The 12,793-nt window shown below is 40.9% G+C and carries 9 protein-coding genes; all 9 read right to left on the reverse strand.

Annotation, left to right across the window (positions count from 1 at the left end):
• Positions 1-1,427, reverse strand: a 1,427-nt coding sequence (locus LHW48_01470) for a GumC family protein (GenBank protein MCB5259133.1), incomplete at its 3' end; no start/stop codon positions are given.
• A gap of 17 nt (positions 1,428-1,444) precedes the next feature.
• Positions 1,445-1,927, reverse strand: coding sequence for an SLBB domain-containing protein (locus LHW48_01475; GenBank protein MCB5259134.1), 483 nt, complete (start codon positions 1,925-1,927; stop codon positions 1,445-1,447).
• 18 nt (positions 1,928-1,945) lie between these two features.
• Positions 1,946-2,140 (reverse strand): hypothetical protein, encoded by a 195-nt coding sequence (locus LHW48_01480; GenBank protein ID MCB5259135.1) that lies wholly within the window; start codon positions 2,138-2,140, stop codon positions 1,946-1,948.
• Positions 2,141-2,155: 15 nt separating this feature from the next.
• Positions 2,156-2,929, reverse strand: a complete 774-nt coding sequence (locus tag LHW48_01485; GenBank protein ID MCB5259136.1) for a hypothetical protein — start codon at positions 2,927-2,929, stop codon at positions 2,156-2,158.
• A gap of 8 nt (positions 2,930-2,937) precedes the next feature.
• Entirely contained in the window at positions 2,938-3,948 is a 1,011-nt protein-coding gene (locus LHW48_01490) for a hypothetical protein (protein ID MCB5259137.1), read from the reverse strand.
• Between the two features lie 11 nt (positions 3,949-3,959).
• On the reverse strand, positions 3,960-8,981 hold the full coding sequence (locus tag LHW48_01495; GenBank protein ID MCB5259138.1) for a C25 family cysteine peptidase: 5,022 nt from the start codon (positions 8,979-8,981) through the stop codon (positions 3,960-3,962).
• Between the two features lie 13 nt (positions 8,982-8,994).
• Positions 8,995-10,227 (reverse strand): phosphoribosylamine--glycine ligase, encoded by a 1,233-nt coding sequence (gene purD, locus LHW48_01500; protein ID MCB5259139.1) that lies wholly within the window; start codon positions 10,225-10,227, stop codon positions 8,995-8,997.
• A 6-nt stretch (positions 10,228-10,233) separates the two neighbouring features.
• A complete protein-coding gene (locus LHW48_01505) occupies positions 10,234-11,478 on the reverse strand; it encodes a CinA family nicotinamide mononucleotide deamidase-related protein (protein ID MCB5259140.1) in 1,245 nt (414 codons plus the stop codon).
• Positions 11,462-12,793, reverse strand: a 1,332-nt coding sequence (locus tag LHW48_01510; protein ID MCB5259141.1) for a proline--tRNA ligase, incomplete at its 5' end; no start/stop codon positions are given. The genes LHW48_01505 and LHW48_01510, both read right to left, overlap by 17 nt.

A 12,793-nucleotide genomic window follows, 5' to 3' on the forward strand; every position in this document is an offset into this window, starting at 1 on the left:
GGAATCGTTCCCACTATAGGTAAGCGGACAAAGCCTTCCATATCTTCCAGAGTCCGCAGCTTTGTATCCATAGAGTGCACAATAAAGGCAAACCCCACTCCTAAGCCAAGCCCCAGAATTATTCCCACCAGAATATTCATTGATACTCTTGGTTTAATCGGAATAGTAGGACGATTTGCATAATCAATAATGCGAATATTGCCAACTTTTGCTTGCTCGGCAATCTTAGCATCCTCATACTTCTCCATCATAATACCGTGTATCTTACTATCCAGCATCATATTTCTGGAAAGTCGGGCAAGCTCCAATTCGGTATTTGGAAGAGATATAATACGTTGTTCATACATCTCTTTGGTTTGCTCAAGTCCATTTACCCTTGTCCGCGCCAATTCGAGATCGATACTTGCCTGAATAATCCTACTTACCAAATCGCTTCTCGTAGAAAGTGGATCTGAGGGTACAGTAACACTAATCAGCTTCTTGACTTCTCGATCAAGGTTTTCTCTGGTATTTTCCAATTCCCGGTTTAAAAGAATAATCTGAGGATGATCTAAGGGATACTCATTTTTAGTTATGAGCTTAGTAATCAATGCTTGAGTTTCAACAACTTGTTTACGCAATTCAACAAGGTAAGGGGTTTGAATTATATTGTCTACATCAACCATCAGCGAATCTTGGTCTCGTAGCTGCTTAGAAAGAAGATCCAGGCTTTTTGCCTTAACTGCCATTTCGGTTAGGGCAGATTCCAATTCTGCTTCCAGTTCTGAAGATTGCTCAATAAGCTTTACTGTTTCTGTACTTAATTCTGTTAAGCGGTTGAGATTCTTAAACTCTCGAAGATCGTTTTCTGATGCCTGTAACCGTCTGCTAATAGCATCAAGTTGGGTCTCCAAAAATTCCCTGATTGTGGTAAATTCTAGTCTAGCAAATTGAGTGTTCTGCTGCTGAATAGCTTCTGCAACTGCGTTAACCGCTGCCTGTGCTTCTATGGGGCTGGTAGATTCTATGGATATTGTCAATAAATCTGTATCGCGCTTGGATTCTACGGATACATTAGCTAATCCTCCGGGAGGATTTGCCAATGACGCTATCGGAAAAAGATCCCAATCAGGATATTTTTTCATAATCTCCCAAGCCAGGCTCAAGGTTGGCTTACTCTTAATAAGCTCAATTTGGTTATTAATGCTATTTCTGCCTATACCGGGAGTAGCCATCATTAAAAAGCCAGCATTACTATTCTGATCTTCCAAAAGAATTCTCGAAGTAGCAGAATAGATCTTTGGTTGACGAGCAGTATAGAAGATTGTCCCAGCCATAACAAACACAAAGATCATTACAATTAGATATCGGTATTGCAGAACTATTCGCAAATAATCTGACAGCTTTATTTCGTCTTGAATTGGTTGATTCTGGATATTATTTTCCACTTGAGCCTTCCTTGGAGTTATAATCCGCTAACAAGATTGTAAACGCTGAGTGCAATTGCTGCTTTGGAGAGAAAATCTGCAACGCGTGAGAATGCATAGAATATTGTTCCAGATACCACAATAGTATCTCCGGGTTTCATTTCTGGTATTAAGGATGTATCGCCAGATTCGAGATATTCCTTAAAATTTACCCAGATCACTTTTTCACCCTCTTCCGATGGGCGGACAATGCGAATTTTTGAGAGTTTGGCATCTTCTCTCGGACCGCCAGCAAGAGCCAGTAAGGTAAGAAAATCTGTATCATCCGGCACAACATACAGCCCCGGCTTGGCTACTTGCCCCAAAATATATGTATTCATTTTCAGCTTTTCTACTCCGCTTCTAATGCCGTCAAAAGTATAAGCCGAGATATTACTGGATGGCGTAAACGTCATCGTGGTTTGGCTGAATAATGTTAAACTTATACAGATCAATAGGATCGCAAACAGAATCTTCTTCACATTTTCCTCTTTTGCATTTTACGTAAAAATCCTGAGCTTGTCTTTCCAGTCAAGCATTTTTTCTTGAACATACCCGCAACCCCTTGCTTCATCGAGGTAATAGCGAAGATTCCAGCTAAGTTCATCCCGCATACTAAGCAAGATCTCAGCCGTAAGCTCTGGTAGCTCATCGATAGTGATTTGGGATAGGTATAGGTTTTGAAATACAATCATGCCAACAAATATCGGCTACTGGCTTGTAGTAAAGCAACGTTCTATGGATTCAGAACCCATATACATCTGTTTATCTGCATCCCAGTCGAAATAATCTACTCTCCACCGGAGTGTAGAGCCAATGGTTATAGGAGGATTAAGAATAGGTAATTGAATCTCAAGAAGATCATCATCCTCTGCAGTAGGATACATGTCTTCACTCCAGATTAGGGAGTTGTCTTGATTCCACAGCAAAACTCTGTAAAAACCAGTGCCATCATCGGCTCTTGTCCATTGAAACCTCAATCCGTCAGGATTTATATATGCATTATCCGCTGGAGATATTGGCTGTGTCTTGTGGAGTATTGCATAAAATACTGTATCCGATATTGTGCTGTTACCGCTGATATCAAACAACTCGATAAAGTAAGAATACCATCTTTCTACTTCCAGAGGACCTTGATCCAGATAGTAATCCTCATTAGCAGGACGATTTGCTATCTCTATCGGTTCAGGCTCAAAACCGGAGAAACGAAATACTTTAAAATGGCTAAGGTCGTTATCTTGAAATGCTTTCCACGAAATACGAATCCAATTTCCCTCAGGCACTGTATCAATGCCATTATTCTCTTCGGTTAGATCAATATCATTCCCATTATCATCAGTGTATATAGCTCCATATTGAGAATCCCCTCTGTGGGGTATAAGGATAGGGCGCGTAGGTGGGGTGTTATCTTTTGCTGGTTCGTCTTCTCCAGAACACGAAAAAAGAAGCAATGCAACCAGCAGAATCCAAATTATGTGTTTCATCTTGTCTCCTAAAATTTTACTCTTAACCCTAATCTGTTGCTTATCCCAATGGGATTTGTAATAAGAGCATAATCTATAAAAATACCATAAACCTTAAGGCTTGCTCCACAACTAAAATTCTTATCGTAATATCCAATTCGTAGATTTGCTCGCTCATCATAATTCCAATCTAAACCATAGTGACTTGTACCCTGATACACATAGTCATAATCGTATGCCAGTGAGAAAACGCTCTTTATCGAAGTTATTGGTTGAATTAAGGCAATTCCTGTTTTGGTATTGAAAAGCACCTTATCTCTCATTTCACTATTTGTGTCCCATAGAATTGAGGTGCCAGCAACATCTTGGAAGTTGATACCAAAATTCAGATCCCCAAGAGAATCCTCATCAAAGAGTACAGCCATATCTGTACGAAGTTTAACTCCCAAGTCTAAACCAGTTCCAGATCCGAGATTGTCTTTTATTCGGCGTTGAATAAATTTTACATTGCCACCCATACCTAATTCAAAGGGTATTTCGAAAAACTGCCACCCCATATTTGCCCCAAATCGAATGGTTTTGGAAAAGGCAAATTGATATAGATCGTCGGTGGATCTAAAAGTTCCATCCGGAATACCAGGTAATTGATCATTCATATTATTGATGCGTTCATCTACATTGGTGCCCAGAAGGTACTTTTCATCGAAATAGGGAATATCGCTAACTGTTAGGCGAGTTACATTAAAAGCTATAGATACATCATTGGGAAGTGGTTGAACATAGCTAAGAAAATCGTAGCTTGCCAAATCTCCATAGAGAAAAGCATGCATTGCCGAAACTTCAGACTCGCGGATTTGCGATAGACCACCACTGTTCCAATAAATAGCCGATCCATCATCAGCTAAGGCAGAGAAAGCTCCACCCATGCCTAAGGCTCGAACTCCAGCTCCAATCATCATAAAATCTCCTGCATATCTGCCGGCAAATGCAGGAACACTTAGTAATGGTAACAGGAGGCAAAGAATAAGTAGTTTTTTCATTATTCCTCTCCCTATTTCAAAATAGCCATTTTCATGGTTTTTTCGATTTTCTTACCGCCTTTTTTTGCTACAATACGGTAAAAATATGTTCCGTTTGCCAATGGATAGCCTTGTTCGTCTTTACAATCCCAAGCATAAACCGTACGGGGGTATTCATGATATCCAACCACGGTTGGCAGATTTGAGAAAGTCTTGACCAACCTTCCGCTAATAGTATATATTTTAATGTAAACCTCATCGGCTGAATCGGTTAAAACATAAGTAAATCTGGTGCGTCCATCATTTTTCGGATCCTGCGCCTGCCCTAAGATGGGGTTAGGGTAGTTGGCAATATTCTTTATATCGAAACTATCGTTTACAATAAACTGCACTTCACGAGTCATAAAATTACCGTTCAGATCTCTGCAATCTATCTTGAGTTCGTGATTCCCTTTTTGGAGGTTGAGTTGATACTTTATGGGAACTCGATTGATGTTTTCTTTATTGATGCTTATCACATAATCCTCTTCCGGAACTATCATACCATTTAAGAACAAACGGATTGAATCATCTATAATGTCAATACCATTGGCATCACTTAGTAATAAAGATATTACTCCGTCTCCGGCTACGTATCCACCCACAGTAAACTCTTGCTCTTGAACATTCACATCTACTGAAGGTCTGGTTTTATCTTCGTTACGGAAAAGGGCATAGATTCCTGTTCGCGCCACCTCAAAACTGACGGTGTTGTTTGCTGGGGATACGTGCCCACCCAACAATATCCACTTTTGAAACTCATCATTGTAACGATATATTTTATAACTGTTATCAGATTCATAAGCTTGTGTAGCTGGATCTGTATCGTGATATTTATAAGTCAGCTCCAACCTTTTCCCGCTGGTAAAAAATCCCAAAGAATCTACTAGCGTACTGTTTAACAATGATATGTCATAAGGAATCGAATATAGCTGCAAGGTGTCTCCTGCTGCATGGTTTTGCATTAAGATGGGGATGACATCGGGTTGATTTACGGGGCTAATCTCGGCTAAACTGTTTAGAGACATGCCTACTACACCTGTGGGAATAAGTCCAGCTGGTACCACACAAGAGACATTCTCATCCAAACTTATTAGTGTAGAGCCATTGCTATCCACACTAAAATAATTCATTGGCACTTCGATTGAAATATAGTTATTGGTATTTACATAGAAATGCCACTCTTGGAATGTCCCAGTAGTATTTACACGCACTTCAAAACTGCGATTACCATTTTCCACATCTGCCAAATCGATTACATCCCATCGCACTTCATCTACCTCAAGTGGAGCAAAATCTTGTGTAGAAACATAGGTATATGTGTTACCTGTTTTAACATAAAGACGCATATCTGTTGTTATCGAGGGAGCATTACCCACATTAGTAGATTTTACTCTCAAAATTGGATTACCATTATTGGGGTCAAATTCAATATCTCTAAGAAACAAATCTGGACCCGCCATCTGGAATGTATACTCTGGAGATTCATAGGTAACGCTATCTGTATCTGTAAAGTAGTATTTGTATGACAACTCTCTGGATGTAGGAAATTTACGCAGTTTTCTGGTGGTAACCCACACTGTGTTATCGTCATCAGACATGGCCATGGGAATATCTTCCCAAACGATGCTCCAACCGTTAGTAATGCTATGGGAGCTGTCGGTTTGAACAGACACATACATATTAATAATGTCTTTGGGGCTAAACACCTGGGCTTTGAATCCTGTGGAATCTGTATATACTGGCTGGGCTGGAATAAATGCACTGTGTTGAATTGTAGGACGTCCAACTCCATAGGTGCTGGTGCCAACATATTCCTTATCTTGCGAGTATCCAGCCACCATAATTTTATTCATATAGTTCGAGCTGTTGGTAGGAACATTATAATTTGCGCTGTATTCACCATTTACTACATCAATATCATAAGGAATGTTTTGGATAATCTCGTCGTTATTCATTATATATAGTCGCGCACGCTGAACAGAAGCTGGAAATTGGGCTTCAACTGTCAATACATCGCCTGGTTCTGGATTATGGTTTTGGGCACTTACAGAACTTTGTACGATTGGCTTATTAAGTCTAATCAAAGGATCCCCGAGATATGCAGATCCCTGCGTAAGGGCATAACGAGCAGCAGCACTTGAGGTTGTAGTAAAAAATCTGGCCAAAGCAAACACATAGGCTTCCCCTAAGGTGGAATAATCGTGTTGAAACGCTGCCTCACTAAACGCCAAACCCCATCCTTCATCTTGAGTCAGATATCCTAATCCGACAAAACCGAGAGTGGCAATGGCACCTTTATTTGGCTGCATAACCAGTGCCTCAGAAATTGATGCAGCACCATTGGTGTCAAAAGCGGAAGCATAACATGCCAAAGATAGAACTACAGGATAGATCTGATTATTCAAGGTTGCCACATCATTAAAATTGAACAAGTTGTAATCTGCCCAAACACGTCCACCTCCATGCCCCATGAATTGCACAAACTGCGTACCAGAATTGATGGCATCTTTCAAATTGAAGGTGCCGCCAAAATATGAACTGTTTACAGTTTGAGTATTCGTGTAGACCCTTGTAACTCTATATGTGGAAGGAATGCTTTTTCGGCGGATACGTTCAGATTGCTGTGCAAAGATGTCATTACCATCGCTTATCTTCCCTCCGGCTGTGAGTGTTATATGGTTATTCCACAGGCGATTTGTGCTTAAATTTGTGCGATATGATAAAGCTTTATTGGCAAAATCAAATATCTGCTCTTCGGTCCACACATTGATACGCGCAAGACTAATATCTGGAACCGTGTCATTACCTAACAAACATGCATACCAGTTATCGCTGGCTGTTGCACCGTGCTTGTATGTCCAGATTTTCTTAACCGGAATCAGGTTGTATTTACGACTGGGGCTATTATCTCTGGCATCGGTCACTCCCTCACCAATAAACATCACATGGCTTAACTGGGGTTCTGACCAATACTCGTATGCATGAGACAGAAAGGCTTTTATTGCTTCCGCAGAGACTATTCCATCATTGAATTCATCGTATATGTCCTGGATATCAACAATCTCTATATCGTGCCCTTCCCCTTCCCAAATCTCAGTTAACATCAGAGTACCTTCAGATTCTAGGAATTGATATGGAGTAATTACTATCACATTAGCAGAATTATTGGGGTTCTTCAAATCTGATGGCACATTCAAGCGCATGGCTTTCGGCTGCTTCTTGGAATTTTCCTCTACGGCATAATATCTGACGGCGTTCGAAGAAACGCTATCCTGCAAGCTAATCGTCCAAGGAGCTGTACCATCTACAGTAAACGGTTCGATCTGCAAGCTATTAAAAACACTGGAACCAATTTTGTAAACGGACACATTGGGCGAAGAAAAGCCCTCAATATTGAACTGGAAAAGACCATTAGGCCTATTTGAAGGTTTGGTAAACTTAATATAATCTCTATCTGTTCTATAATAACGCCAGTATTTGATCTTGATATAATCTAATAAAACCTGTTCCCTAGAACCCATTTCCGTATTTCCAGAAAGGCTAATGTAAACATTATTTGTGCCATGCAGCATAAAAGAATTAGCTATTGGTTCCCGATTATAGAATATCTGTTCTGTCTGCCCTTTCCAGAAATGATTGTTTACCATGGCTGAGTTAAGCCTTACTGTTGCTTCATGATCGTACTGTTCTTCCGTAAGACCTTCTTTGTAGGTTAAGCCATGCAACGCTATTTCCGCACTGGCTGTTCGGATTGCGCTATCTATGGGGTATTCCAGATCGACAGGTACTATTTCCAAGTTTGGTGAGTTTATTCTCTTCCAAAACCATACATCTTCACGGTAGAAATCTGGATTCCCCGCAGACCATCCTCTACCCAGTTTATCGCTAACCAATTGTTGCTCGAAATGCACTGTTTCCTCAAATGCATCTGCAAGCATGTAGTGCAAAGGATCACTATTTATCAATCCCCCATTTTCTACCATCATCCGCGCACCGTATTGGTTCACCAAGCGTAGAGTATAAACATTTTCTGCTGTATAATCATCATAGTAACGTTCATCACCATAGTGTCTATCACCAAAAAACTCGAAATAGTCGCCACTATCAAAGCTGCCATCCTCCTCACCTATAAAATGGATGGGTATCTGTCCGTATTCATCCCGAAGTTCAAGAAACCGCGGATCAATATCGTCAATATCCCAGCCCATGGGCATTTGTAGCGAATCAGTCATTTCGGTAATAAAGCTCTTCAGCTCTGAATATCCCACTTTATAGATTCCTTCACTATCGACAATCAACTGGATCTCAGAAATCTCGTTTAATGAACCCTTCGGGCTTTCATGTCGATAGTTTTGTTTGCGCTCTCTCCGCCAAATCTTTGAGCTTGCATTATTGATGAAAAAGGAATCAGCCGCTGTGTCAACGGGGCTATTGCCAAGTTGCCATTCTTTAGATGGCGCTTTGGTACCCATCAGGTTTATATTAATCTCAAGATTATGATGAACAACTAATTCTTTGCTTGCAGCCTTATATTGGAAAGGGTAAATCTTTAATGTAACAAATCTACGATCCCCCACAAAAGCAGGTTCGGAAATCTCAATTACATTGGCAGGATACAGCTCGGTTTTGGTGTAGGCTACATAATCGCGGGAAGTCTGATAGCTTATATCCCCTTCTGAAACTTCCATAGTAGGCACTGGATGCAATAAGATATTATTTATGCTGTTTTGTTGTGACGAAAGAACTTGTGCTGTAGCTCCACCATCAATAGGTATTGCGATAGGAATACCAAACATCCATAATTCCGGAAATGCCTCATCTGAAGTAGGCATTCCCCCGTCCACCTGTAAGCGGTTATAAGTTACTCCATCCAACATTACTTCATTAATAGTATACTCCGGAAGTTGAAAACTTATGCTTAGAGCATCGGTACTTTCGCTTAATATACTGATTGGATTTGCCGCCATCATAAACGGAATCGCCATCAATATCCATATGAAGATTTTTTTCATCACAGCTCCGTTGTTAAAGCTTGTTCTTTCTTAGGCCAATATCTTTGCGATAGACCATATTAGGAAAACTTATCTTTTTAATATCTGCATAAACTTTGTCTCGGGCAAGCTCAAGGGTTTTTGCTGTAGCCATTATTGTCAACACTCTTCCTTTTGAGCTTTTAAACCCAGATTCACTTTTTGATACACCTGCATAATATATTTTGGATTCCATGGCGGGAATAGAGATTGGTATATCTGTCTGATACTCTGCCGGATAGCCTGGAGCAGCCAAAACTACTGCTACAGAATGATTGTTATCCCATTTCAAAGATAATTCATTCACCTTGCCCTCACAAACCGCCATACATACATCTGTAAAATCTGTTTTTAGAAGCGCTAATACAGCTTGTGTTTCCGGATCTCCTAAGCGACAGTTGAATTCAATTACTTTGGGTCCTTCTTTTGTAATCATCAACCCCAAATAGAGTATCCCTGTATATGCGGTGTTTTCTGCTTGCATAGCTTGCAAGATTGGTGCAACAATACTGTGTTCGATGTCTTTTTGGTAACACTCAGCTTCGGAAACGGGACAGATTGCCCCCATTCCTCCAGTGTTAGGACCTCGATCCCCATCCAAAAGTTGCTTATGGTCTTGTGCGAAAAGCGTACTTACAAAATTACAGCCATCGGTAATAGCAAAAAGAGATACTTCCCATCCTCGTAAGAATTCCTCTGCTATCACACCGCCTCTGCCACAGTTCTGATGCAGAAGATTGTCACAACAAGAGATAGCTTCATCGATACTATAGGCTATCATTACGCCTTTTCCGGCAGCCAGACCATCAGCCTTCAGAACTACCGGAAGAGTGAAATTAGTTAGTACTTTCTTAGCTTCATTTACATTTTTTATTATTTGATACTTGGCAGTTGGTATCTCATATTTATTCATTAGAGATTTGGCATAGAACTTAGAATACTCCAATTTTGCTGCCGCCTGTGAAGGCGCAAATACTCTTATGGAATGCTTCCGCAAATAATCTGACAAACCTTCTGCTATTGGTTGCTCGGAACCAATAAACACAATATCGATATCAGCTTCTTGGCAAAAGCTGCGGATATGTTCAAAATCCTCCAGCTTAATACACATATACGTTTCAGCTATTCCGTCATTTCCGGGGCTTACATAAATTATCGAAGTGTTCTTGCTTGTTGCAAATGCGTCAGCAACTGCATGCTCTCGTGCACCACTGCCTATTATTAACACTTTCAACTAAAATGACCTCAAAGTCTTGATCAGTTCTAAAATGGCGGCTTCGGAGGCCTTAAACCTTATGCTCTCACGATCTCCGGTAAAGACCTTGTGCATAGAAAATTCCTTATCGCCGATTTGCCAGCCAAAGTATACAGTTCCTACAGGCTTCTTTGCTGAACCACCATCCGGACCGGCAATACCGGTTATGGCAATTGATACATCTGTATTACATAACGCCTTAACACCGCGCGCCATTGCCCTTGCACAGCATTCACTCACCGCACCATGCCGTTCTAAAATATCTGTCTTTACATGTAAAACATCCGTTTTTATTCTGTTGTCATAGCTTACAACTCCACCAACAAACACCTTTGACGCTCCGGAAACATCGGTAATTAATCTTTGAACCAAGCCCCCTGTACAAGATTCTGCAACAGCAAGGCTTATACTTTTAGCCTTAAGCAAATGAATTAACATACCTGCCGGACTATCGTGATCGTATCCCCAAATATATTCACTCACTTTGCTGTGCACATAATCTTCGGCAATTCTAATTAACTCGCGATTGCTTCCATATAGCCTCAAATCCACTCTCCCGGTTTGAGGAAGCCACGCCAATTTTACACCCTGAGGTAGTTCTTCCAAATGCAACAATTCAGCTAGAGCGGATTCAGCTATTCCATAAGTGTGAATATTCCTTATATGTAGTCTATTAGCTTGGGGATATGCCTGCAACAAAAGAGACTGGATATGATTTTCGAACACATATTGCATCTCCAAAGGCACGCCCTGAAGCACAAAAAGGTGTTTGCCACCATTGCCATAGTACAATCCGGGGGCTGTTCCACGCGCATTATCTAAAACCGTAAATCCCTCTGGAACCATAGCCTGAGTTCTATTTGTACTCGGCATAAAGAGCCCCCTTATGGAAAACATATCCTGCACTTTCCTGTACACATCTTCATGAAAGCATAAATCTTTGCCAAAATATGCAGCTATGGCATTCTTAGTAACATCATCTTGCGTAGGGCCCAATCCCCCCGTACTTATAATAACATCGTATTTATTCCAACATTCAGCAAGGGCATCAATTATTGCTTGATGATCGTCTTGAATAGTAACACTGTACTCCACTGGAATACCCAAATCTGCCATATTGCTGCCCAAATAGGCTAAATTACTGTTTAATGTTTGCCCTAATAGCAATTCGTTACCTATGCAGATCACTGCGCTCTTAAAGCTCATACTAGTAAGATTTGGCAAATACTACTCTACGTTTGGAGGGCTTATTACAACAAATACAGAATCCATCTTCCTGCTTAGCGTCAAAAGGTATGCAGCGAATGGTAACCTTAAGCTCGTCTTTGATCTTTTCTTCGCATGCAACCTCTCCACACCAATGAGATAGGGCAAATCCGCCATGAATCTCAGGCTGATCTGAATTCGTGGGTGTAAAGAACTTGTAGAATTCACTCGGATCATCTATTACAATCGTGTTTTCCCTGCGAAAGTCTAATGCTCGTTGATAGAAAGAATTTTGGATTTCGGGTAAAACTTTAAGGACATAAGTTTTCAATTCACCAATAGCTATGCTTTGCTTATCTCTCGGCTCTTTATCTCGTCTAGCCAGCATCACAGAGTTCGCTGCCACATCTCGAGGTCCAATTTCCAAACGCAATGGGATTCCTTTTTTTATCCAATACCAATTACGTTCGCTTCCGGTCAAATCTCTATCATCTAGTTCTGTATAGATGCGCACTCCTTCAAAGCTTTCATGCGCAAATTCATCTATTATGTGTTCACACAATTTCATTACTTGCTCTTTTTCAGTGTCGTCACGATAAATCGGAATCAGAGCAATATGCGAAGGAGCAATCTTTGGCGGTAATACCAATCCGTTGTCATCACTATGAGCCATAATTAATGCTCCAATTAAGCGGGTTGATACTCCCCAAGATGTAGTCCAGGCGTGCTCAAATTCGCCATTTCTGCTTTGAAACTTGATGCCAGAAGCTTGGGCAAAGTTCTGTCCCAAAAAATGAGATGTCCCAGCTTGCAAAGCTTTTTTATCTTGCATCATGGCCTCAATACAATAAGTGTTTACAGCTCCGGGAAACTTCTCACCTTCAGTTTTTTCACCCTGAATAACCGGTAGGGCAAGGTATTCTGCCGCAAATCGGGCATACACTTCCAACATCTTTCGGGTTTCATCCATAGCTTCCTCACTGGATTCATGAACTGTATGTCCTTCCTGCCAAAGAAATTCTGCTGTCCGCAAAAAAAGTCTGGTACGCATTTCCCAGCGCACTATATTCGCCCATTGGTTGATGAGAAGAGGAAGATCCCGATATGAGTTCACCCATTTAGCAAAAGATGCTCCTATAATTGTTTCGCTAGTAGGGCGTACTATTAAAGGCTCTGTAAGCTCTCCTGCTACCTGCAATCCACCTTTACCGTCATCTTCTAACCGGGAATGAGTTACAACTGCGCATTCTTTGGCGAATCCCTCCACATGCTCGGCTTCCTTTTCAAAATAACTCTTGGGAATAAACAACGGAAAATAAGCATTACGGTGCCC

It is taken from the genome of Candidatus Cloacimonadota bacterium (assembly GCA_020532355.1).
Classification (GTDB): domain Bacteria; phylum Cloacimonadota; class Cloacimonadia; order Cloacimonadales; family Cloacimonadaceae; genus UBA5456.

Coding starts and splice junctions, on each gene's coding strand:
- LHW48_01495 (MCB5259138.1), bottom strand. CDS start 8,981: ATGAAAAAAATCTTCATATGGATATTGATGGCGATTCCGTTTATGATG.
- LHW48_01485 (MCB5259136.1), bottom strand. CDS start 2,929: ATGAAACACATAATTTGGATTCTGCTGGTTGCATTGCTTCTTTTTTCG.
- LHW48_01480 (MCB5259135.1), bottom strand. CDS start 2,140: ATGATTGTATTTCAAAACCTATACCTATCCCAAATCACTATCGATGAG.
- LHW48_01490 (MCB5259137.1), bottom strand. CDS start 3,948: ATGAAAAAACTACTTATTCTTTGCCTCCTGTTACCATTACTAAGTGTT.